The following is a 21,208-nucleotide window of genomic DNA, read 5'->3' as shown; positions in this document are numbered from 1 at the left end:
GATCGATGCAAACACTTCGCAGGGGTGGTATTTGCTCGATGAATCGGTAGAATCGAATGCAGCAAGAAGTTCAAAGCGCACTCGTTTGGGTGTGCTTTTTTGAGGGAGGCAGCATGGCATATCGTCTGGACATCAAGCGCATTCTTTCGCTGAACTTCTTTCATGACTTGCCTAAGATCATGTTTGGCTGCGCCCTGGCAGCTATCGCGACGGACCTGTTTTTGATTCCGAACGGTCTTGCTGCCGGCGGCGTTACGGGTCTCGCCACGATTATCCAGGCGGTCGGCGCCTCGCATGGCATCTCGCTGCCTGTCGGTATTCAAACCATCGTGATGAATGCCTTGCTGCTGCTGGTCGTTATGCGCGAGGGTGGCATGTTCTACGTGGTCCAGACGGCGACGGGCTTTGTGCTGCTGGGCTTTTTCACTGACCTGTTCGCTCCGTTTGTGGCGCCGCTGGCACATGCCGACCTGATGCTGCCCGCTATGTGGGGCGGCATCATCACGGGCATCGGCTATGGCATGGTGTTGCGCGCCGGTGCTAACACTGGTGGTTCTGACACCATCGGTCAGATTATCTCGCGCAACACATCGCTGCCGGTTGGCTCGACCGTCATGGCGATCGATGTTGCCGTGTGTGCGCTGTCGGCCCCGGTCTTCTCGGTCGAAAACGCGCTGTATGCGGGCCTCTCGATGGTCATTAGCGGCTACGTGATCGATGCCGTGGTCGACGGCGGCAACAGGCGCCGTATGGTACTCATCATCTCGGACAAGTTTCCCGATATTGCGGCCGACATCATGTATGGCCTGGGTCGCGGCTGCACCAAGTTTAAGGCGACCGGCATGTACTCGGGTGCCGAGAAGCCGGTGATCATGGTAATCGTGAGTCGTCGCGAGCTCAACACGCTCAAGACCATTGTGCGTGAGCGCGACCCGCATGCTATCGTGACCGTGGCCGACGTTACGGAAACCTTCGGCGAGGGATTCAAGGACATTAACGCGTAGGGTCGACTGCGTTCCATCCAAAAGACGTTCACATTGGTAAACCGTTTCATCAGCGATTCTGCCTGCTCAATTGCTCAAATAATGATAAAAAGTCTGGTAAAGCTTCCAGTTTCCAGCATAATGAATGACGTACGTGCATCGCGGCTGGGTTGGGACGACCTTCTGTGCCGTGCGCATCTTGTCTAAAGAGGATGAAAGGAAGGCACAATGAGCGACGAAGAGCTCAAAAAGGTTGCCAACGAGGTAAGGAAGGGCATCGTCACCGGTGTGCACGCTGCCAAGTCCGGCCATCCGGGCGGTTCGCTCGGCGCTGCCGACATCATGACCTATCTGTACTTTGAGGAAATGAACGTCGACCCGGCCGACCCCCGCAAGGCCGACCGCGATCGCTTCGTGCTTTCCAAGGGCCACTGCGCGCCTGGTCTGTACGCCGTGCTCGCCGAGCGCGGGTTCTTCCCCAAGGAGGATCTCGAGACGCTGCGCCACATCGGCAGCCACCTGCAAGGTCACCCCAACATGAACGACACCCCGGGCGTCGATATGTCCACCGGTTCGCTCGGCCAGGGCATCTCCGCCGCCGTGGGCATGGCCGTTGCCGCCAAGCACTGGGGCGACGATTATCGCACCTACGCCCTGCTGGGCGACGGCGAGAGCGAGGAGGGCCAGGTTTGGGAGGCCGCCATGTTTGCCGGCAACCAGCAGCTTGACAACCTCTGCGTGATCGTCGACCACAACGGCCTGCAGATCGACGGCCCCGTCGAGGAGGTCAACGACCCCATGCCGCTCGCCGACAAGTTCCGCGCCTTCAAGTTCCACGTGGTGGAGCTTGCCGACGGCAACGATTTCGATCAGATCCGCGCCGCCTTTGCCGAGGCCCGCGCCACCAAGGGTCAGCCGACCGCCATCATCGCCGAGACCACCAAGGGCAAGGGCGTTTCCTTTATGGAGAACCAGGTGGGTTGGCACGGCAAGGCCCCCAACGATGAACAGTTTGAGCAGGCCATGGCAGAGCTCACGGCCGCCGGAGAGGAGCTCTAGGATGGCAGACGTCAAGAAAATCGCCACGCGCGTAAGCTACGGCGAGGCCCTCGTCGAGCTCGCCAACGAGCACGATGACTTTGTGGTCCTCGACGCCGACCTGGCCGCCGCCACGCAGACCGGCAAGTTTAAGGCAGCCTGCCCCGACCGCTTCTTCGATGTGGGCATTGCCGAGAGCAACCTGATGGGTGTTGCCGCCGGTATCGCGACCACCGGCCGCGTTGCCTTTGCGAGCACCTTTGCCATGTTTGCCGCTGGCCGCGCCTTTGAGCAGGTCCGCAACTCCATCGGCTATCCGCACCTTAACGTTAAGATCGGTGCCACGCACGCCGGTATCTCGGTGGGCGAGGACGGCGCCACGCACCAGTGCTGCGAGGATATCGCCCTCATGCGCGTCATCCCCGGCATGACCGTTATCGTTCCCGCCGACGACGTGGAGGCTCGTGCCGTGACGCGCGCCGCCTACGAGTGCGACGGCCCCGTGTACATGCGCTTTGCCCGTCTGGCCTCGCCGGTCATCAACGACCCCGAGACCTACAAGTTCGAGGTAGGCAAGGGCATCGTCATGCGCGAGGGCACCGACGTCACCATCATCGCCTGCGGCCTAATGGTCGGCGAGGCCCTCGAGGCCGCCGAGCAGCTCGCTGCCGAGGGCATCGATGCCGAGGTCATCAACATGCATACCATCAAGCCCATCGACGCCGACCTGATCGTCAAGAGCGCCACCAAGACCGGTCACGTCGTGACCGTCGAGGAGCACTCCGTGATCGGTGGCCTGGGCAGCGCCGTTGCCGACGTTCTGTGTGAGCAGTGCCCGACGCCGCTCAAGAAGATTGGCGTCAACGACACCTTCGGCGAGTCCGGCCCGGGTGCCGAGCTCCTGCACAAGTACGGCCTGGACGCCGCCAACATCGTGGCGACCACCAAGGAGTTCTTGGCCTAAGACGTTTTGCGTTGGCCTTAATTTGAGTGTCGTTCCCGTATTGGGCAAAAAATAAGCCGGGGTGCCTTCCATGTGGAGGCGCCCCGGCTTTTTGTTTAAGGGAAAGCGGGGAAGAAGCTAGAGAGGTTTTACGGTCGGGGCGAGGGCGCCGGCAAAGATATCATCTGCCTTGAAGAGCGTTTTGGATTCCGGCGCGTTTGCGGCTTTCATTTCGGAGACGATGGTATCGAATGAGACGGCTCCCAAGGACTGTAAATCGAGGGTCTCGCGGGCGGCATCATCAGAGCAGCCGGTCGAGCTCGATGAGAATTTGGAAAGATGAGCCACCGCGGCGTCGTAGGACCAGCGCGTAATCCATATTTCTACATAGCGGCCGCCGCCGAGGTTGATGTCCTTTACACACCCGCCGCCGATATCGCCGCCACCCCATACCTCATGGTCGTATCCGGTAAGACTGCCGATGTATTTGTCGGGATAGGCGGTCGAGTACAGCCCTATCGAATCCCCGTTGACCTTTGCCGTGACCCTGCCGTCCCAGTACTCGGGCAGGTCGACACTGAAGGTTTGGGCCTCGATGTGGCGTGCGGCGGCTTTGCGCTGTTCCTCGGCCTGGCGCGCCGCTTCCTCTTCGGCGGCTTTCTTGGCGGCGACGGCGGTGTCGCGGCGATTCGTTGCGGCGTGTTGCAGCGCGTCGACGTTGGGCGCGTCCTTGCCCTTATATGCCATGGCGAGCGTCACGGCGTCGTTGATCTCGTCGTCGGTTACCTCGGCGGCGTCGATGGGGGTGAAGTCCAAAACCGAATCCTGCTCGGCGAGCTCGCCCAGGTCAATCTTTTCGCCCTTGGCAAAGACATCGTCGATCGTAAGCTCGGCCTTTGTGCAAGGCACCTGGTAGATGGTGCCATCGGCAGCGATGGGGGAGCCTGCCGCCTTGAGCGTGTACTTGCCCTGGATAAGCTTGATGCCCGAGCCGTCGGAAGCGACATATTCGACCTTGTCGACCTTCTTTCCGTCGACCGTCTTGCCCTTTACGCGCACCAGCACACGCGAAGCGCCGTTATCGGTATCCCACCCTTCAGCCTTTACACTCACCACGAGCGCATGCTTGGAATGCGCCGACTCATACTGCTCCTGCTCCTGGGCATGCTGCTGATACAGGTGATACGCCAGCCCACCGCCCCCGCCAACAACGATTACCGCCGCGCAGACGATAGCGATCACGACGCCTTTCTTGGGCTTCTTGCTGGGGGCGGGCGAACCCACAGGTGCCGGCGCAACCGAAGGGTTGGCTACGGGCATAGCCTGTGTCCCGTTAAGCGCAGCCCCGCATCCCACACAAAACCGAGCACCATCAGCAAGCTCAGCACCACAATAGGGACAAACCATACCAACCTCCAGCAAGCCTAGAACCATCCATCTATCTAACTCAACTGTAAAGCGATATCCCTAACCAAAGTTGCGCAACAATGAGCCCCAATATAAGTTGCGGTGAAATAGGGACTGATTAGGGCTTTTAACTGTTAAAACAGTCCCTATTTCACCGCAACTTCTATAGAGGCCGTATCAAGCGGGGTTTCTATTGGGGTAAGGGCCCAGCACAACAAAGTGCAATTCAGCCAGACTCATGCATGGTTTTGCTGCATTCAAGACGAACGCATCGACTCCTTGGTAGCCGCAGGCCGCGCACAGGGTTACCTCCCAAATCTTTCCGCAGGACGGAGGAGCCCCCGCAGCGCGAAGCGCGCAGTGGGGGCTCCGACATGTCCGAGGACGATTTGGGAGGTAACCCTGTGCGCGGCCGGACAGATCCCAAAGCCCGCCATGCTTCTTATGTGCAGCAAAGGCAATCCTGCTAAAATACAAAGCGCTCATGTAGTTTAAACGCACGACGATAAGGAGCACCAGTGGGTAACCACTTCCGTACCTCCGGTGCGGGCGATGAAGCCCCCAAGACGCAGCCGAGCGTCGCGGGCAGTCGTTTCGCCACTCCGGATTCAGAGGATCAGCTGTTTAGCCCGATCCCCGCACAGCCGGCAGATCAGGCACAGCCGGCGGCAGATCCCTTTGCCTACAACCCCAACAACGATGTTGCGCTTTCCGGCACGGCTGGCTTTGAGCCCGTTCAGACGGTGACCGCCCGCGTGGCTCAGCCTCAGATGAGCGCCGCCACGCCGCAGCCTACCATGGCCGGCATCCCCGATCCTATGGCCCCTGCGGCTCCCGCGCCGCAGCCCGCGCAGTCCGGTCTTTTTGCCGGCATTCCCGACCCCACGCAGCCTGCGGCTCCCGTGGTCGAGCGCGATCAAGCCGCCGAGGTCGCAAGCCTCGACAACGCGCTCAACAACCCCGACTTCACGTCGGTGTTTGCGCCCGTCGACCCGCAGGCCAGCCGCAAAAAGATGGCCAAGCAGGCCGGTGTCGAGCCCGTCATCCTTATGGAGCACGTCACCAAGATCTATCCGGCGCAGCCCAACAAGCCCGCACTCGACGACATCAACATCGAAATCTATCCGGGCGAGTTCGTCTTTTTGGTCGGTCACTCCGGCTCGGGTAAGACCACGCTGCTGTCGACGCTCAACCGCGACGTCAAGCCCACAAGCGGTCGCATTTTGGTCGCCGGCCAGGATCTCATGAAGATCAAGAACCGCAAGGTTCCGTTCCTGCGTCGTCAGATTGGCGCCGTGTTCCAGGACTTTAAGCTCCTGCCGCAAAAGACCGCCTACGAAAACGTGGCGTTTGCCCTGCAGTGCATCGGCAAGCCCAAGGGCGTCATTCGCAGCCAGGTGCCCGAGGTGCTGCGTCTGGTCGGTCTGGCCGATCAGATGGACTCGCTGCCCGATCAGCTTTCCGGTGGCGAGCAGCAGCGCGTGGCCGTTGCCCGCGCTATGGTCAACCGCCCGCCGCTGCTGATTTGCGACGAGCCCACGGGCAACCTCGATCCGGCGATTTCGCTGGGCATCATGAAGCTGCTCGAGCGCATTAACCGCACCGGTACTACCGTGATCGTCGCTACGCACGACCGCGAGATGGTCGATAGCATGCACCGTCGCGTGATCGCCCTCGAGGGCGGCCACGTAATCCGCGACCAGGAGAGGGGAGGTTACGGCAACTATGGCACCAACTAACGTGGGCTACTCGCTCAAAGAGGCAATCAGCCACTTCTTCCGTAACTGGACCACCTCGCTCGGCGCCGTCATCACGATTTTCCTTTCGCTGTTTATCATCGGCCTGTTCATTATGGGTTCCGCGATGCTGAACTCCGTGATCGGCACCGTCGAGGATCAGGTCGTCATCAACGCCTTTATTAGCGATGACGCCGACCAGGCAGATGTTCAGGCCTTCGAGGCCGAGCTCAAGACGTGGAGCAACGTCAAGTCCGTGACGTACAAGGACAAGGACGACGCACTGGCCGAGTACACGAGCAAGATGTCGGGTAACGCCGACGCTACCATGAGCGCGCTCGACGGTCAGAACCCGCTGCCGGCTTCGTATGCCATCGAGATGGACGATCCGTCCATGGTCGAGAGCACGGCCCAGAAGCTCAAGAAGAACGCCGATTTTCAGAAGATCGCGGACGACGGCGACGTTAACGCGAGCGTTCTGTACGGCCAGGAGGAAGTGAGCCGCCTGTTCCAGGTGACGAACTACATCCGTATCGCCGCTGTAGTGCTCGTCGGTCTGCTGACCTTTATCGCGTTCATTTTCATTAACAACACGATTCGCCTGTCCATTACGGCGCGTCGTCGTGAGATCGCGATCATGCGTCTGGTGGGCGCAAGCAACGGCTTCATTCGCGGGCCGTTCATTACCGAGGGTGTGCTGCAGGCCATTTTGGGCTCGCTGCTTTCCATCGGCGTGCTGGAGCTGCTGCGTAACCTGATGGTTCCGCGTCTGCAGGAGAGCATCGGCTGGATGTCGTTTGCGCTGCCGATGCAGTACTACCTGGTGACCTACGCCGCGTTGATTTTGGTCGGCGTCATTATCGGTCTCTTTGGTTCCGCCATCGCCATGCGCCGCTATCTGCGCGTGTAGGCGTGCTTGGAATTCGTTCCTTCAACGGGTCGTCTCTTTTGGGGGCGGCCCGTTTTTTGATCCCTAGGGGACGGCAGGATTGCGCATCATCGTGACGCTGGTCTATCTATGTGACCCGCAATCCTGCCGTCCCCTAGGGATCATTTGGGTAGACTCTTGGGGTGTAAACGGCCATCGATAGTAAGGAGGCGCCATGGGGCGCAATAACAAGCATAAGCGTGGAGCTCGCAATAAGCGCGGGCCGGTGCGCAGCGAGCGTCGCCCGAGTCTGACCGGACGTGTGCAGCTCCATGAGCATAGCGCCTACGTTGTAACCGAAAACGGCGACTACAAGGTCATGGGCCGCGGCAAGCGCGAGATTATGGACGGCGATACCGTTGCCGTGAGCATTAAGAACAGCCCGCATGGCGAGCGACGCGCCGTAATCGAGGGCGTCGTCGAGCGTGCGGCCATTAGTGTGGTGGGCACATACCAGACCGCCGGCCCGCTCGGGGTGATCGAGCCGCTTGATTCTCGCCTTAAGGCCGATTTCTTTATTCTGCCGGAGGACACCTCGGCGGAGCGCTTGGGTGTTCATCCGGGCGATGCGGTCGTCGCGCGCATTCTGACATATCCGACGCGTCTGGAATCGGGCACCGTGACGATCGAGCGCCGTATTGGCGGCGATGATGCGCCCGATTTGGGCGTTCAGTATGTGATGGCGCGCTATGGCTATACCGATACGTATCCCGAGGCCGCGCTAGCCGAGGCCGAGGCACTTTCGCTCGATGTGACCTCGGCGCTCAAGGACCCGCTCCGCCGCGACCTGCGCGACCGCTTTGTTATTACGATTGACCCGGTCGACGCGCGCGACTTTGACGACGCCATTTCGCTGGAGCGCACGCCCGAGGGTGGCTACAAGCTGGGTGTCCATATTGCCGACGTTTCGCACTATGTCGCCTGGGACGGATATATCGATCTGGAAGCTCGCCATCGCACGACGTCGGTGTATCTTGCCGATCGCGTGCTGCCCATGTTGCCCGAGCGCCTGTCGAACGATTTGTGCTCGCTGCGTCCCGACGAGGACCGCTTGGCGTTTACCGTCGACATTGAGCTCGATGCGCAGGGTCGCGTGCGTCATTACGATCCCTATCCCAGCGTGATCCGCTCGCGCGTGCGCATGGACTACGACGGCGCCGAGGCGCTGCTGGTACGTGCCGGTGCGGTGGAGTATTCGGTGCTGGAGGGCGCCGCCGAGGATGTTGCTGCGGTTGAATCCTCGCGCGAGGAAGCGCTCGGGCGCGGGCTTGCGTGCGAGAAAACCGCCCGCGGCTATAACGTCGACTTGGGGGATTTCCTCGTAGCTGCCAACGAGCTCGCCGAGCTTCGCCGTCGTATTCGTCGCGCACGCGGTTCGGTCGACTTTGATACGGCCGAGATCCGTGCGCTGTTGGACGAGGACGGTGTGCCCGTGCAGATCGTGGCCCGTGAGCGCTCGTGCGCCACGTCGCTGATTGAGGAAGCCATGCTGCTGGCCAACGAGTGCGTGGCGGAGTGGCTGGCCGACCGCGATATCGAGGCCTGCTATCGCGTGCACGACGACCCCAGTCCCGACAGCCTGCACGGTGCCGCCGTGGCGCTGGCACAGCTGGGTATCATCGATGACCGTCGCGCGGCAGGCATTGCTCTGGGAAGCCCCGACGAGCTGCAGGCGGCGGTTGATGCCGCAGCCGGTACGGCCAACGCGCCGCTCGTCAACACGTTGCTACTGCGCAGTATGCAGCGCGCACTGTACAAGCCGCGCAACGAGGGCCACTTTGCACTTGCCGCGCCGTGCTATTGCCACTTTACGAGTCCCATTCGCCGCTATCCCGACCTGGTGGTGCATCGCGTACTCAAACTGCAGCTGGCATACGAGCAGCTGGGCGGCAAGGACGCCTTGGTGCGTACGCCGCGGCTGATCGGTAAGGGTCGCGAGTCCCTGCCGCGCATCCTGCCGCAAATCTGCCGCGCGTGCAGCGATGCCGAGCGTGCGGCCGACGCCGCCAGCCATGCGACGCAAAAGATCAAGATCGCCCAGTATTACGAGGATCGCCTGGGTGAGCGCTACGCCGGAACGATTTCGTGGGTCAGCAGCATGGGCCTCTTTGTGCGCCTTGATCTGACACAGGTTGAGGGTTTGGTTTCGATCAAGAGTCTGGGCAACGAGTGGTTTGAGTTTGATGAGGACGCGCTCACGCTCACGGGTGCCGACACGGGGACTCGCTACGAGCTGGGGCAGCGCGTGATCATCGAGGTCTCGCGCGTCAATACCACGCGTGGGCACTTGGACTTTAAGCTTATCCATTAGCCAAATCTCGACTCATGGCGGGAGAGCGGAGGGCGGTCTTTCGGGGCCGCCCTCCGCATTTGGATCATGGCTACCTTGCCGTCTGCTCGGCCGCCCGCTTACCTGCTATTCGAGAGGTAAAACCTACCAAAATAAACCTGTCCCTTTTTGGCAGGTTTACAAGAAAGCGGGGATGAGATGGCGACGGTGTATGGTTATGCGCGGGTGAGTTCGCGCGATCAGAATCTAAATCGGCAGCTGGATGCGCTGGGCGCCTATGGCGTGGGCTCGGCGAATATTTATGCTGACCATGCGAGCGGCAAGGACTTCGATCGCCCGCGGTATCGCGAGCTGCTGCACATCCTGGGAGACGGGGACGTGCTGGTGGTGCTTTCTATCGACCGACTTGGCCGTAATTACTCCGAGATTCTTGAGGAATGGCGACGCATTACCAAGGAGCTCGGGGTTGCCATTGTGGTGTTGGACATGCCATTGCTTGACACGCGCGTCAGGGCCAGCGGCACGCCGGATGTGACCAACACCCTGATTGCCGATATTGTGCTGCAACTGCTGAGCTACGTGGCGCAGGTGGAGCGCGAGAATATCCATCGGCGCCAGGCGGAGGGAATTGCAGCTGCGCGGGCGCGAGGGGTCCGTTTCGGTCGACCTCGCAAGCCGTGCCCTCCTCAGTTTGAGCTGGTGCGCGATAGCTATGAGGCGGGCGATATAACCCGCAGCCAGGCAGCAAAGTGCCTGGGCGTGTGCGTGGGGACGTTCGATCGCTGGATGCGCGAGGCGGGGTAGAGGTTTGCGTCGCTTTGTCGCTTCCTGTTGCGATTCAAATTTTGATACGGTGACGATGTCATTTGGGGCTACACTCGCTGATATTCAAAAAAGGAGGTTGGCCCTTGTCGCGCGTAAAACAAATAATCGGATGGACCGCGATCGTTCTGTTCGTTGTAACGCTGGCGGGCATCTGGGTGCTGACGGAGCAAAATGCGGTGGAGACGTCGTTGCTGAGCGAGTCCACCGCGCGTGTGGTAGAGGGTCAGGCTACGGGCGTTCAGGCTGTCGATGCCACGGGTGAAGCCCAGACGGAGAACGGAATGACCGGGGGCGCCGATTCGGCTGCCTCGAATGTCCGGTCTGGCCGACTTGCTTCCATTCGCATGTGGGTGGGCACGAACGTCCGTCGCGTTGCCCATACCGTAGAGTTTTTCTTCGTCGGATTGTTCGCCTCGGTGGTCGTGGTTTGCTTTTCCAGGCGTCCGTGGAGCGTATGCTCCCGTTGCGTGCCCGTATTGCTCTTTTGCGCCGCCTGCTCCGTTGGCGATCAGGTACATAAGATCTTTGTTCCCGGCAGGCATTTCGACGTTATCGATCTAGGATTCGATGCTGCGGGCTATGTCACCGCCATGCTGTTGGTATTGCTGGCGGCGGCGTTGGTGCGCCATGCGAATCGGCCGATCGGCGCCCATGCGAGGCGCTAGCCTTAAGACGAGACATCGCGACTGCCTGCGCTTCGACATTGACTACAATAACGGCTGCAATCGCGAGTGGCCGTCGATGTGCAGTTTTCCAGACACCCGTTTTCTCTAAGAAAGGAAATCCCATGACCGTACTGTTTGTTGAATATCCCAAGTGCTCGACCTGCAAAAAGGCCAAGGCGTGGCTGGACGAACACGGGGTAGAGTATATCGACCGCGATATCGTTTTGGACAATCCCACGGCTGATGAGCTAGCGACCTGGATTGCTCGTTCGGGGCTGCCGGTGCGGCGCTTCTTTAATTCGTCGGGCATGAAATATCGAGAGCTGGGCCTGAAGGCGCGTCTGGATGCGGGCATGACGGATCGGGAGTGCTACGAGCTGCTGGCGACCGACGGCATGCTGGTCAAGCGTCCGCTGCTGGTGGGCGACGACTTTGTGATTCCCGGCTTTAGGGAATCGGCTTGGGCCGAGGCGTTGCTGTAGCGGCTGCGGAAAGTACGTCCCATTTCGAGTGCGGGCCTGCCCCAGTCAGTCCTTCAGCTGTGCCCATTCGTGCGGATCGTAGACCTTTACGTGCTTGTTGGGCTTGCCGCTCCAGTACTCCTCGTCCATAAAGGGCAGGTATGCCTGAATGCCGGGGCAGATAAAGGGAATCCGCTGCTGTTGCAGTCGCTCGCGCTGGCGCTGCTCCAGGCGCGCCTCGGATATGACGGTCGGCATGCCGGACAGCTCGACGAGGCTTGCCTGGATTCGCTTAAGGTCGGGGAGTCCCGCGTGCCATGACATCCGCATGATCAAAAAGGATGCACGGCGGTAGTTTGCCTGCATCACCGTGATGGCGGGGCGCAGTGTGGGATGGATTTTGTCCCGTTCGGGCCAAAGGTCAGCAGTGATCTCGAGGCCCAGGGTCTCCCATAGGTAATCAAGCTCTTCGTCCATGGCGCCTCGATATCTACGCGATCATTGATACTCCGATTGTGTTGCCTGGTGCTATCGTTTTCACGGTAGAATCTGCCAACGGTTGACGGCTACCGCTCGCGGCGTTTTGCCCTTCGTGTGCAGCGGTCGGCTTCACAGGTCCTTCACGGGTTGGACTAAATTAGGCCAATTTGGCTGAATTTTAAAAAAGTCAAAATTGGGGCTTGCGTCACGGCGGTACTTCCCGTATATTTCTTTCTTGCGCAAAGGCACAGCCGAGCGCAGCGATGCAGTCATTGGGATGTCGTCTAATGGCAGGACAGCGGATTCTGGTTCCGTCAATGGGGGTTCGACTCCCTCCATCCCAGCCATTGCATTTGCTACATATGGCCCGTTCGTCTAGCGGTTTAGGACGCCGCCCTCTCAAGGCGGAGATCACCAGTTCGAATCTGGTACGGGCTACCAAAATTGAACGCCCGGGCCTCGTAAGAGACCCGGGTTTTGTGTATTGACCGATATTTAAGGCGCGCGTTGAGTCTGCCGCCCGGACCGAGGAGTTGTCATGGACCTGCCTATCAGCTTGGAAGACATCACGTATGCCGAGAACTATCTGGCGCAGGGCGACCTGGCTACGGCGACGCCGCTGTTGGAGCGTCTGGTGGAGCTCGCCGAGGAGTATATCGACGCCGAGTGCAAGACGGAGGAGAAGCGCCAGTACTTTAGCTTCGACAGCAAGTTTGAGCGCCTGGCCTATCGCCGCGTGGAGAAGGATCCGCGCGAGCTGGTGCAGGTCGAGGTTCCCTTTGACCGCCTGTACTCCGACATGGCGTTTGCCTACATTCGCCAGCAGGATTATGTGAGTGCTCGGAATGCCCTGATGCAGGCCGTGCGTTGGGATCCCATGAACTGCAACTATCGCTTGGACTTGGCCGAGCTGTTCCGCGCGCTCGAGGACAAGCAGGAGTGGGCATCGCTCTCGTTCTCGGTGCTGGAGCGCGCGAGCGACGGTAAGTGCGCCGCACGCGCCTACACCAATTTGGGTCAGTACTTCTTGGAGCCCGAGACCGAGAACATTTCGGCTGCCGTGGGCTGCGCGCGTCTGGCGCTGCGCCTGGCGCCCAACGATGCGCATACGACGCGCCTGCTCAACAAGATCCATACCACCTATCCGGATGCCGCGGACGAGAGTGACGACCATGTGATGGGTGAGCTCGCCCTGCAGGGCGTGCCGACCTCGCCTTCGGCCGAGATCGCCATCTGCCTGATCATGTGCGCGACCGATGCTGCAAGCGACGGCGACAAGCAGGAGGCTACGCGTCTGACGGTCCGTGCCCGCGACCTGGTGGGCGAGGAGGCATGCGCGGCGATTATCAAGCTGGTGCGCGAGAGCGATGCCGAGCTCAATGCCGAGCGCAAGGCAAAGCGCGAGGCTGCGGGCTCAAACGCCGATGGCGCCAAGGAGGTCGGCGATGCCCAGTAAGCGCGAGCGCAAGCTCATTTCCAAGAATCGCTCGGCACATCACGAGTACTTTATCGATGAGACGTTTGAGTGCGGTATTGAGCTGAGCGGCACCGAGGTCAAGTCGATTCGCGAGCGCGCCTGCCAGATCACCGATACCTTTGCATTGATTCGTGGCGGTGAGTGCTGGCTCGTCGGCCTGCATATCCACCCTTATAGCCATGGTGGCGTGTGGAATCGCGATCCCGACCGTCGGCGCCGTCTGCTGCTGCACCGCAAGGAGATTGACTTTCTTGACGGCAAACTTCGCAACCGTGGTTATGCGCTGGTTCCGTTGGAGCTCTACTTTAATACCGACGGTCGCGTAAAACTGCTGCTGGGCCTGGGTCGCGGCAAGAAGCTCTACGACAAGCGCGAGGACATGGCCAAGCGTGATGTCCAACGCGAGATCGACCGCGCCCTCAAGGAACGCAACCGCTGACCGTCCTTCATAAGTTGCGGTGGAATACGGACTGGTTTGCCTGTTTGAGGGGGCTATTCAGTCCCTATTTCACCGCAACTGCGGGCGTCTCATCTTTCTTACTGTTCTGACACATATGTTTCAAAGGCGGCGTCCGTTATGGGCGCTGCCTTTTTTGTGGGTACATACATCCATGAGGTTCCAACCCGAGCTAGGGGAGTGATCGTTATGGACAAAACTGCGTTCTTTACCATGCCGAGCGGTCTGTACGTGGTGAGCGCCGCGGCAGACGGGCTGCGTGCCGGCTGCGTCATCAACACTGCGGTGCAGGTGACGTCCATGCCGCCGCGCATTTCGGTTGCCGTGAACAAGGACAACGTCACCTCGGGCGTCATCGCTTCGGCCAAAGCGTTCGCGCTGACCGTGATCGATCAGACCGCCGATATGCTCTACATCGGTAACTTTGGGTTCCGCACCAGCAGCGATTATGACAAGTTTGCCAAATACGAGACCCGCGAGACGGCTCTGGGCATGCCCTATGTGCCCGAGCACGCGGCGGCCCTGTTTAGCTGCCATTTGATCGACACTGTGGATGTTGGCACGCATCTACTGTTTATCGGCGAGGTCGAGGATGCCGAGCGCTTGAGTGACGAGACGCCGCTCACCTACGATTACTACCATAAGGTCCTGAAGGGCAAGACGCCTCCGAAGGCGTCCTCGTATCAAGGCTAGAAATGTTTTAAAAATACTTGCATTATATTATTGAGAATCTATACTGATAAATGAAGTACATCACCAGTCGCGTTTGAGAGGAGAACATCATGGCTGAGGAGAAGAAGACGTATAAGTTCGTGTGCGTCGTTTGCGGTTACGAGGTTGAGGTCGATACGCCCGAGCTGCCCGAGGATTATGTGTGCCCGGTGTGCGGCGTCGGTCCCGATCAGTTTGAGCTCGTCGAGGAGTAGCTCGCAGACACACGGCGAAAGCCGAACATAGCTCTGTCCAAGGGCCTCGGTCGAATTCTCGGCCGGGGCCCTTTTCCTCCGCCCCCAAGGGATCACGGTTGCTGTTGGCCGATCCTGTCTGTTGTGAGTCCGGCCGACCTTTTGTCTCAATCTGTAACATCTAACGGTGGAAATTGGGCCCACTTGTTACATATCGAGACAAACCAAAACCGTCCGGCAGAAGATCTCAATCTGTAACATCTAGACATCGAAAGCGGGTCTAGATGTTACAGATCGAGACGTTTGCCTGAGTAGGTGCCCCGCCCCATTACATCCCTGTCAACAACACGACATCGAGAATCGTCACGATGGCACCGATCCCTACGAGCAGCGCGTTGAGCGGGCGCGAATTGGCATATTTGCCCATGACGCGGCGTGAGCTGGTGAGCCGTATGAGCACAAAGACCGTAATCGGCAGCTGAAGCGACAGCAGCGCCTGACTCCAGATGAGACCTTCAAAAGGATTTGGGACGACCAGGCACGCCGTCACTGCGCCGACGAAACAGGCCGCCACCCCGATCGAGGAATGTCGGTCGTGGATGTCGTATTCCTCGTCGAACATGCCCGCAGTGATGGTTCCCGCCGCCATGCCCGCTGTCACGCTGCTCGATAGTCCCGCGAACAGCAGCGCTACCGCAAAGATGGTCGAGCTCGCCGGGCCCAGAATGGGGGAGAGTGTGGCCGCTGCGACGGCGAGGTCGTCTACGACCATGCCGTGCGCAAAGAAGGTCGTTGCGGCAAGGATGACCATGGCCGAGTTGATTGCCCAGCCCACGCCCATCGAAAAGAGCGTGTCGAAGAGCTCGTAGCGCAGACGTTCTTCGATAACCTGCTCGCCTTGGCCTTCGAAGTGCATGGATTGGATGACCTCGGAGTGCAGAAAAAGGTTGTGTGGCATAACGACCGCACCCAGAACGCTCACGATAATCGCGGCAGAGCCAGTGGGCATACTAGGCGTGATCCAGCTTGCGGCGGCTTGCGGCCAGTCGACCTTGACTAGTGCAAGCTCGGCCAAAAACGAGAGTCCTACCACGCCTACGAAGGCGATGATCCAGCGTTCGGCATGCTTGTAGGAGTTCATCATGAGCATCGCCATCGATACTGCCGCCACGATGACGCAGCCCGCGCGCACGGGCAGCCCAAAGAGCATTTGAAGGGCAATCGCGCCACCCAGGACTTCGGCCATGGCGGTGGCGACAGTCGCGAGATAGGCACTGGCGAGTACCGTGCGTCCAACGAAGCGGGGGAGGTAACGTGTCGTGGCCTCGGCAAGGCAGGCGCCCGTGGCGATACCCAGGTGCGCAGCGTTGTGCTGCAGCACAATGAGCATAATCGTGGACAGCGTGACGATCCACAGCAGCGCGTAGCCAAACTGCGAGCCCGCGGCCATATTGGAGGCCCAGTTGCCCGGGTCGATAAAGCCGACGGTCACGAGCAGCCCGGGGCCGATATGCCGCGCAATGTCTAGGCCTCCGTGACCACCGGTGCGTCGGGAGCCAAAATGATGTTTGAGATGGTTGATCATGGTGCGCTCCTGCGTGCCGTTTGCTTGACGCCGCAAAGGATACCCGTTTTAGGCTAAAAAGTTAACCAAGACTAACAAAATATTGGTCCAGCGGGGATTGGTTGGTGCATTGGGGACATGCTGTTCTGCTCCAAAAGGTGTACGTCAGCCTCCAAAGATGTCGTTTTTTGACATGTTTGGAGGCTGATGTACGCGTTTGATGGCAAGACGTAGATGTCCCGCGTGCGTTACGCGATTGTTTCGAAACGGGTGGGAAACACAGCGGACCGGCGATGCTCCTAGTATGCCTATTCAACTGACTGTCATATTTCTAGGGGAGGATCGCGATGCAGGCAGATTCCGCTCAACAGCAGGGCCTTTATCGCCCCGAATTCGACCACGATGCATGTGGCATCGGCGCACTTGCCGATATCAACGGTGAGCGCCATCACCAGATTCTGGACGACGCGCTGTCCATTCTGGTCAACTTGGAGCACCGCGGCGGCACGGGACTCGAGAAGAACACCGGCGACGGTGCCGGTATCCTGTTCCAGGTTCCGCATCACTTTTTTCGCAAAGAGGCTCAAAAGTGCGGCCAGATTCTGCCGGCAGAGGGCGACTATGGCGTGGCCATGCTGTTCTTTCCGCAGGACGACAAGGGCGTAGAGGATGCCCGTCGCGTGTTTGAGGAGGGCTGCGCCGAGGCCGGCGTGCCGCTGCTCTTTTGGCGCGAGGTGCCCGTCGACCCGCACGACCTGGGCGAGACGGCACGCGCCTGCATGCCCACCATTCTGCAAGCCTTTCTGGGCCGCCCCGACGATACGCCGGCGGGTGACGCCTTCGAGCGCCGCCTGTACGTGTGCCGTCGCACTATCGAGAAGAAGGCCGACGCCGAGTTTGCCCTGCGCGACAAGATCTTCTACGTCTGCTCCATGAGCTCGCGCACTATCGTGTACAAGGGCATGCTCGTCGCCACGCAGATGCGCCGCTTCTTCATCGATCTCAACGACGCCGCTGTCAAGACGGCCGTTGCGCTCGTCCACTCGCGCTACTCCACCAACACCACGCCCAGCTGGGAGCGTGCGCACCCCAACCGTTTTATCATCCACAACGGCGAGATCAACACCCTCAAGGGCAACGTCAACTGGATTCGCGCCCGCGAGCCCAACCTGTACAGCCCCGTGCTGCAGCACGATCTTGAGCGCGTGATGCCCATCATCAACCGCGAGGGTTCCGACTCGGCGATTTTGGACAACGTGCTTGAGTTTTTGGTTATGAACGGTCGCCCGCTTACGCGCGCTGCGTCCATGCTGCTACCTGAGCCGTGGGACCACAACGACAGTCTGAGCGAGGAGCGCCGCGCCTACGACGCCTACCAGTCCATGCTCATGGAGCCCTGGGACGGCCCGGCGGCCATCGCCTTTACCGACGGTCGCACGCTGGGCGCCGCCCTCGACCGCAACGGCTTGCGCCCCGCCCGCTACTACGTGACGCGCGATGGCCGCTTTATGCTGGCAAGCGAAGTGGGCACCATCGAGGTGCGCCCCGAGAACATCCTGACGAGCGGCTGCCTGGGACCGGGCCAGATGCTCGAGGTCGATTTTGCCCGCGGCCGCGTCATCTACAACGACGAGCTGCGCGCCCGCTATGCCAAGGAGAAGCCCTACCACGACTGGATTGCCGAGGAGACGCTGGCCGTCGACGCGCTCGATGAGTCCGCCGCGCCCGCGCCCGCCGAGGACGCCGAGGTGCCCGCCGCCGTGCGTATGGCCAAGCTCGGCTACCACTGGGATGACGTCGACGAGGTCGTGCGTCCTATGGCCCAGCAGGGCAAGGCCCCACTCGCCTCGATGGGCATCGACGCACCGCTGGCCTGCCTGTCCAAGAAGACGCGCTCGTTCTTTGACTACTTCTATCAGCTGTTCGCTCAGGTCACGAATCCTCCGATCGATGCCCTGCGTGAGCATATGGTAACTTCGACCACGCTCTACCTGGGCAACCACGGCAACCTGCTTGAGGATTCCCGTACGGCCTGCCAGCTGGTGCGCCTGGAGCGTCCGCTGCTGAGCGAGGAGGAGTTTGACCGCATCTGCGCCATCGACCGCGTGGGCTTTAAGACCCGCCGCTTCCGTGCCGTCTACCGCCGCGATGCCGGCGAGGGCGCGCTGCAGGCTGGGCTCAAGCAGCTTGCCGAGGACGTCGAGGCTGCGGTCCGCGATGGCGTGAACATCGTGGTGCTGAGCGACCGTGCTGCGGCGGGCGAGGTCCCTGTGCCGTCACTGCTCGCCGTGGGATGCGTGCACAACCACCTGATCCGCGCCGGCGTGCGTACTTTTGCCGACATCGTGGTGGAGTGTGGCGACGCCGTGTCCCCGCACGACTTTGCGGCGCTGGTGGGCTACTCCGCGAGCGGCATCTATCCGTACAACGCACATGCGTGCATCCGCGATCTGGCGGCACGCGGCGACCTGGACGTGACGGCCGAGCAGGGCATCGCCAACTACAACAAGGCTGCGACCGCCGGCATCGTCTCCATCATGTCCAAGATGGGCATCTCCACAGTGCAGAGCTACCATTCGGCGCAGATCTTCGAGGCCGTGGGCTTTACGCCGGAGTTCGTCAACGCGTACTTCGCCGGCACGGTGAGCCGTGTGGGTGGTATGGGTGTCGAGGACGTTGAGCGCGAGCAAAACGAGCGCTACGACGCCGCGCTCGCCATCCTTAAGAGCCCGGCTCCCGATCAGCTGCCTACGCTGGGTCTGACCAAGTGGCGCCCGCTCGGCGGCGAGGAACACCTCATCGACCCCCAGACCGTCTACCTGCTGCAGACCGCCTGCCGTGAGGACAGCTACGACACCTTTAAGGAGTACAGCGCCCGTCTGCACCGTACCGGCCGTGCCGTGCGCCTGCGCGACTTGCTCGACTTTGATGCCAGCGGCCGCACCCCGGTGGCACTCGACGAGGTCGAGCCCGCGCTCAACATCGTCCGCCGCTTTAACACCGGCGCCATGTCGTACGGCTCCATCAGCAAAGAGGCGCACGAGTGCATGGCTATCGCTATGAACCGTCTGCATGGCCGTTCCAACTCAGGCGAGGGCGGCGAGGACCCGCGTCGCGAGACCCCGCTGGCCAACGGCGACTCCAAGAACTCCGCGATCAAGCAGGTGGCAAGTGCGCGCTTTGGCGTGACGAGCCGCTATCTGTGCAGCGCCTTTGAGATTCAGATTAAGATGGCCCAGGGCGCCAAGCCCGGCGAGGGCGGCCACCTGCCCGGCAAGAAGGTCTACCCTTGGATTGCCGAGGTCCGTCAGTCCACTCCCGGCATCGGCCTGATCTCGCCTCCGCCGCACCACGACATCTACTCCATCGAGGACCTGGCAGAGCTGATCTTTGACCTTAAGAACGCCAACCCCGGCGCGCGCGTGTCGGTCAAGCTGGTCAGTGAGGCGGGCGTCGGCACCATCGCCACCGGCGTGGCCAAGGGTGCTGCCGACAAGATCTTGATCAGCGGCCACAACGGCGGCTCGGGTGCCGCTGCGCGCGACTCTATCTGGCACGCCGGTCTGCCGCTGGAGCTCGGTCTTGCCGAGGCTCAACAGACGCTGCTGCAAAACGGCCTGCGCTCGCGCGTGGTGCTCGAGGCCGACGGCAAGCTCATGGACGGCACCGATGTCGCCGTCGCCTGCTTGCTGGGCGCCGAGGAGTTTGGCTTTGCGACCATGCCGCTCATCTCCATGGGTTGCCTCATGCAGCGTGACTGTCAGCAGGATACCTGCCCGGCCGGCATCGCCACGCAAAACTGCCGCCTGCGTCACGGCTTCCGCGGTAAGCCCGAGCACGTTGAGCACTTTATGCTCTTTGTGGCCGAGCAGCTGCGCGAGGTTATGGCGAGCCTGGGTTTCCGCACCGTCGACGAGATGGTCGGCCACCCCGAGTGCTTGCGCCAGATCGAGGTCCCGGGCAACCGCAAGGCCAACCTGCTCGATCTGTCGCCCGTGCTGGCGAGCGCGACCTGCGAGTTTGGTGCCCATATCCCGGGTGCCGACGGTCGTCACTTCCTGCCGCAGATGGCTGCCGACAGCGAGCTCGACAAGACGCTCGACTCCACGTTGTTCGTGCCCTATACGGCCGATGCCCGTGCGCACCTGCGTCCGATTCGTTTCCGCGCCGATATCGCCAACGTCAACCGCTGCGTGGGCACCATCCTGGGCAACGCGGTGACCAAGGCTCATCCCGAGGGCCTGCCCGCCGGCTCCATCACCATCGATTGCGATGGTTCGGCCGGTCAGAGCTTTGGCGCCTTCCTGCCGCGCGGCATTACGCTCAACGTGTGCGGTGACGCCAACGACTACTTTGGCAAGGGCCTTTCGGGCGGCGAGGTGTCTGTGCGCCCCAACCCGCATGCGACCTACAAGTTCGACGAGAACATCATTGTGGGCAACGTTGCGTTCTTTGGCGCTACGAGCGGCCGCGGCTTCATTAACGGTCTGGCGGGCCAGCGCTTTGGCGTACGCAACTCCGGTGCCACCGTGGTGGTCGAGGGCTGCGGCAACCATGGCTGCGAGTACATGACGGGCGGTCTGGCGCTCATCCTGGGTGAGGTCGGGCAGAACTTCGCCGCCGGTATGACGGGTGGCGTGGCCTATGTCTTTGACCAATACGGCACGCTCGACGCCCGCGTGAACCACGAGAGCGTCGAGCTTAAGGCCCCGACGGCCGTCGAGCTGGCGCAGATTCGCGAGCTCATCCAGGAGCACGTGGACGCGACACAGAGTCCACGCGGCATTAAGCTGCTCTACAGCTTTGAGACGATGAGTAAGCACTTTGTGAAGGTCATTCCGACCGAGTATGAGCGCGTGCTGGCGATTGTCGCCGCCGCCGAGGCCGTCGGCAAGACGCATGCGCAGGCCGAGGAGCTGGCGTTTGACATTGTGACCGGTCGCGCGAGCGCCGCGGATGTCGCTCGCTTCGATGTGGCGGGTGGTGTCGCTGGTGCTGTGCCCGCCGCCGCCAGCTCTGTTGCTTCGACCAAGAAGGAGGCGTAAGTGC

General features: G+C 60.9%; 17 protein-coding genes, 2 tRNA genes and 1 pseudogene. 16 read left to right on the top strand and 4 right to left on the bottom strand.

What is annotated here, in order from left to right:
• Positions 1-113 precede the first annotated feature (113 nt).
• The 3 genes from DW180_RS00465 to DW180_RS00455 all read left to right on the top strand — a co-directional run bounded on the left by DW180_RS00465 (position 114) and on the right by DW180_RS00455 (position 2,985).
• Positions 114-1,004, top strand: coding sequence for a YitT family protein (locus tag DW180_RS00465; RefSeq protein WP_118236899.1), 891 nt, complete (start codon positions 114-116; stop codon positions 1,002-1,004).
• 207 nt (positions 1,005-1,211) lie between these two features.
• Entirely contained in the window at positions 1,212-2,042 is an 831-nt protein-coding gene (locus tag DW180_RS00460; RefSeq protein ID WP_099432020.1) for a transketolase, read from the top strand.
• 1 nt (position 2,043) lies between these two features.
• On the top strand, positions 2,044-2,985 hold the full coding sequence (locus tag DW180_RS00455; RefSeq protein ID WP_089572234.1) for a transketolase family protein: 942 nt from the start codon (positions 2,044-2,046) through the stop codon (positions 2,983-2,985).
• Between the two features lie 117 nt (positions 2,986-3,102).
• Here the strand turns inward: DW180_RS00455 and DW180_RS00450 are convergent, their stop codons facing one another.
• A complete protein-coding gene (locus DW180_RS00450; RefSeq protein ID WP_233545123.1) occupies positions 3,103-4,284 on the bottom strand; it encodes a hypothetical protein in 1,182 nt (393 codons plus the stop codon).
• Between the two features lie 21 nt (positions 4,285-4,305).
• Positions 4,306-4,371: pseudogene (locus tag DW180_RS10625) on the bottom strand (zinc-ribbon domain-containing protein); the annotation flags it as partial.
• Positions 4,372-4,889: 518 nt separating this feature from the next.
• Between DW180_RS10625 and ftsE the strand changes: the two are divergent.
• The 6 genes from ftsE (at position 4,890) to DW180_RS00420 (ending at position 11,297) form a co-directional block, all read left to right on the top strand.
• Positions 4,890-6,110 carry a cell division ATP-binding protein FtsE gene (ftsE, locus tag DW180_RS00445; RefSeq protein ID WP_117735981.1) on the top strand — a complete coding sequence of 407 codons (1,221 nt, stop codon included), beginning with the start codon at positions 4,890-4,892 and terminating at the stop codon, positions 6,108-6,110.
• On the top strand, positions 6,097-7,017 hold the full coding sequence (gene ftsX / locus DW180_RS00440) for a permease-like cell division protein FtsX (RefSeq protein WP_117735980.1): 921 nt from the start codon (positions 6,097-6,099) through the stop codon (positions 7,015-7,017). Before ftsE ends, ftsX begins: the two co-directional genes overlap by 14 nt.
• Positions 7,018-7,210: 193 nt before the next feature.
• Complete coding sequence (locus DW180_RS00435; RefSeq protein WP_118236895.1) at positions 7,211-9,346, top strand: ribonuclease R family protein; 2,136 nt, start codon at positions 7,211-7,213, stop codon at positions 9,344-9,346.
• Between the two features lie 177 nt (positions 9,347-9,523).
• On the top strand, positions 9,524-10,129 hold the full coding sequence (locus tag DW180_RS00430; RefSeq protein WP_118066571.1) for a recombinase family protein: 606 nt from the start codon (positions 9,524-9,526) through the stop codon (positions 10,127-10,129).
• 104 nt (positions 10,130-10,233) lie between these two features.
• Positions 10,234-10,815 (top strand): VanZ family protein, encoded by a 582-nt coding sequence (locus DW180_RS00425; RefSeq protein ID WP_118066573.1) that lies wholly within the window; start codon positions 10,234-10,236, stop codon positions 10,813-10,815.
• 122 nt (positions 10,816-10,937) lie between these two features.
• A complete protein-coding gene (locus DW180_RS00420) occupies positions 10,938-11,297 on the top strand; it encodes an arsenate reductase family protein (protein WP_118066575.1) in 360 nt (119 codons plus the stop codon).
• A 45-nt stretch (positions 11,298-11,342) separates the two neighbouring features.
• Here DW180_RS00420 and DW180_RS00415 read toward each other — a convergent pair whose 3' ends face one another.
• On the bottom strand, positions 11,343-11,753 hold the full coding sequence (locus tag DW180_RS00415; protein ID WP_118066577.1) for a hypothetical protein: 411 nt from the start codon (positions 11,751-11,753) through the stop codon (positions 11,343-11,345).
• Between the two features lie 276 nt (positions 11,754-12,029).
• Between DW180_RS00415 and DW180_RS00410 the strand changes: the two genes are divergently transcribed.
• The 6 genes from DW180_RS00410 to DW180_RS00385 all read left to right on the top strand — a co-directional run bounded on the left by DW180_RS00410 (position 12,030) and on the right by DW180_RS00385 (position 14,616).
• Positions 12,030-12,103, top strand: a tRNA-Gln gene (locus DW180_RS00410).
• Between the two features lie 17 nt (positions 12,104-12,120).
• A tRNA-Glu gene (locus DW180_RS00405) sits at positions 12,121-12,197 on the top strand.
• 97 nt (positions 12,198-12,294) lie between these two features.
• Positions 12,295-13,212, top strand: a complete 918-nt coding sequence (locus DW180_RS00400) for a hypothetical protein (protein ID WP_118236891.1) — start codon at positions 12,295-12,297, stop codon at positions 13,210-13,212.
• Entirely contained in the window at positions 13,202-13,672 is a 471-nt protein-coding gene (gene smpB, locus DW180_RS00395) for an SsrA-binding protein SmpB (protein WP_006235325.1), read from the top strand. Before DW180_RS00400 ends, smpB begins: the two co-directional genes overlap by 11 nt.
• 207 nt (positions 13,673-13,879) lie before the next feature.
• Positions 13,880-14,383 carry a flavin reductase family protein gene (locus DW180_RS00390; protein ID WP_055251877.1) on the top strand — a complete coding sequence of 168 codons (504 nt, stop codon included), beginning with the start codon at positions 13,880-13,882 and terminating at the stop codon, positions 14,381-14,383.
• Between the two features lie 89 nt (positions 14,384-14,472).
• Positions 14,473-14,616 (top strand): rubredoxin-like domain-containing protein, encoded by a 144-nt coding sequence (locus tag DW180_RS00385; RefSeq protein WP_055251878.1) that lies wholly within the window; start codon positions 14,473-14,475, stop codon positions 14,614-14,616.
• Between the two features lie 307 nt (positions 14,617-14,923).
• Here DW180_RS00385 and DW180_RS00380 read toward each other — a convergent pair whose 3' ends face one another.
• A complete protein-coding gene (locus tag DW180_RS00380; RefSeq protein WP_233545121.1) occupies positions 14,924-16,216 on the bottom strand; it encodes an Nramp family divalent metal transporter in 1,293 nt (430 codons plus the stop codon).
• Between the two features lie 290 nt (positions 16,217-16,506).
• Here DW180_RS00380 and gltB point away from each other — a divergent pair, with 290 nt between their 5' ends.
• Positions 16,507-21,204, top strand: a complete 4,698-nt coding sequence (gene gltB, locus DW180_RS00375) for a glutamate synthase large subunit (protein WP_118236887.1) — start codon at positions 16,507-16,509, stop codon at positions 21,202-21,204.
• The last annotated feature ends 4 nt before the right edge of the window (positions 21,205-21,208 follow it).

It is taken from the genome of Collinsella sp. AM16-21 (assembly GCF_003471905.1).
Lineage (GTDB): Bacteria > Actinomycetota > Coriobacteriia > Coriobacteriales > Coriobacteriaceae > Collinsella.
Note: the sequence above shows the minus strand (reverse complement) of the source record. Positions and strands in the feature narration are given on the sequence as shown.